Below are 2132 nucleotides of genomic sequence, written 5' to 3'. Positions count from 1 at the left end.
GGTGTCTGGTCCGGCAGTGAGCAGAAGAACTTCCAGAAGGTGCTGGACGCGTTCACCGAGAAGACCGGTGCCAAGACCCAGTTCACCTCCACCGGCGACAACGTGTCCACCGTCGTCGGCAGCAAGATCGAGGGCGGTAACGCCCCCGACGTGGTGATGGTCCCGCAGGTCGGTGTGCTGAAGCAGTTCGCGGACAGCGGCTGGCTCAAGCCGCTGTCGGGCACGGCCCAGAAGTCGGTGGACGAGGGCTTCGCGCCGGTGTGGAAGGACTACGGCAGCGTCGACGGCACCCTGTACGGCCTCTACTTCAAGGCCGCCCACAAGTCGACCGTCTGGTACAGCCCCGACGCCCTCGCGCAGGCCGGTGTCGAGCCGCCGAAGTCGTACGACGACATGCTGAAGGCCGGAGGGACCGTCTCCGACTCCGGACTCGCCGCCTTCTCGGTCGCCGGGCAGGACGGCTGGACGCTGACCGACTGGTTCGAGAACGTCTACCTCTCCCAGGCCGGGCCGGAGAAGTACGACGCCCTCGCCGCGCACAAGCTGAAGTGGACGGATGCCTCCGTGGTCGAGGCGCTCAAGACCCTCGGCAAGCTGTTTAAGGACAAGCAGCTGATCGCGGGCGGCCAGAAGGGCGCCCTGAACACGGACTTCCCGGGCTCGGTGGAGAAGGTGTTCGGGCCGAAGCCCGAGGCCGGCATGGTCTACGAGGGCGACTTCGTCGCGGGTGTCGCCAAGGACCAGTTCGGCAAGTCGATCGGCAAGGACGCCAACTTCTTCCCGTTCCCGGCGGTCGGCGGCGGCAAGGCGCCGGTGGTCAGCGGCGGTGACGCGGCGGTCGTGCTGAAGGACGGCAAGAACCAGAAGGCCGGCATGGCACTGCTGGAGTACCTGGCCACGCCGGAGGCCGCGGCGGTGTGGGCCGAGGCGGGCGGTTTCCTGTCCCCGAACAAGAACGTCGATCTCGCCTCGTACGGCGACGACGTCACCCGCGCGACCGCCAAGTCCCTGGTGGAGGCCGGGGATTCGGACTCGGTTCGCTTCGACATGTCCGACCAGGCCCCGGCGGCCTTCGGCGGCACCAAGGGCGCGGGCGAGTGGAAGCTCCTGCAGGACTTCCTGCGCGACCCGTCGGATGCGAAGGGGGCCGCGGCGAAGCTGGAGGCCGCGGCGGCCAAGGCGTACCAGGGCCAGGGCTGATTCGTCATGACCTCCACACCTCTGAAGACGGGGAGTCTTGCGCCTGCCACTGCGGCCGGTCCCAGGCCACGTGTTCGAAGACGCGGCCGCGTGATCGCCGTGCTGTTCGTCTTCCCCGCACTGCTGCTGCTCGGTGCCCTGGTCGTCTACCCGGTCCTGTTCTCCATCGGGCGCAGCTTCTTCGACGCCTCCGGCACCCGCTTCGTCGGCGGCGAGAACTACGCCGAGATGTTCCGCGACCCGGCCACCCTCAAGGCCATCCGCAACACCACCATCTGGGTCGTGGTGGCCCCGGCCCTGCTCACCGGCCTCGGCCTGATCCTGGCCGTGCTGGTGGAGAAGGTGCGCTGGGCGACCGCGTTCAAGCTGCTGCTGTTCATGCCGATGGCCGTGTCCTTCCTCGCCGCCGGCATCATCTTCCGGCTCGCCTACGACGAGGACCCGGACAAGGGCGTGCTGAACGCCGCGGCCGTCTCCGTGCACGACGCCTTCCAGGGCACGTCGACATATCCGACGGCCCGGGCACGCGACGGGCAGGGGCTGACGAAGGACGAGGACGGCTCGTACCGCACCAGCGCGAGCGTGTCCCCGGGCCAGGCGGTGACGCTGGGTCTGGTCGGTGTGCTCCCCGACGACCTGCCCGGCGGCACCGAGCCGGCCTATCCGGCGGCCGGGCGAAAGGCGGGCCCCGGCGAGCTGCGCGGTGTCGTCTACCTCGACTTCACACCAGGTGGGGGAGGGCAGCAGGGCAAGGTCGACCGGCGGGAGAACGGGCTGCCCGAGATGACGGTCGAGGCGGTGCGGGCCGGGAAGACCATCGCCACGGCGACCACGGCGTCCGACGGCGCCTTCCGCTTCGAAGGCCTGGACGAGGGCCCCTACACGGTGAAGCTGCCGGCCTCGAACTTCGCCGCCCCCTACCAGGGCATCTC

The 2132-nt window shown here is 69.4% G+C and carries 2 protein-coding genes; both read left to right on the top strand.

The genetic code is table 11. From position 1 onward, the window contains the following. On the top strand, positions 1-1200 hold a 1200-nt coding region (locus tag ACZ7NC_RS45345; RefSeq protein WP_471498276.1), incomplete at its 5' end, for an ABC transporter substrate-binding protein. Between the two features lie 6 nt (positions 1201-1206). After that, positions 1207-2132: SdrD B-like domain-containing protein (locus ACZ7NC_RS45340; RefSeq protein WP_471498273.1), on the top strand; the 926-nt coding region annotated here is incomplete at its 3' end.

The organism is Streptomyces sp. NPDC111802 (genome assembly GCF_055634335.1).
This window is presented reverse-complemented; position numbering and strand designations above follow the sequence as displayed.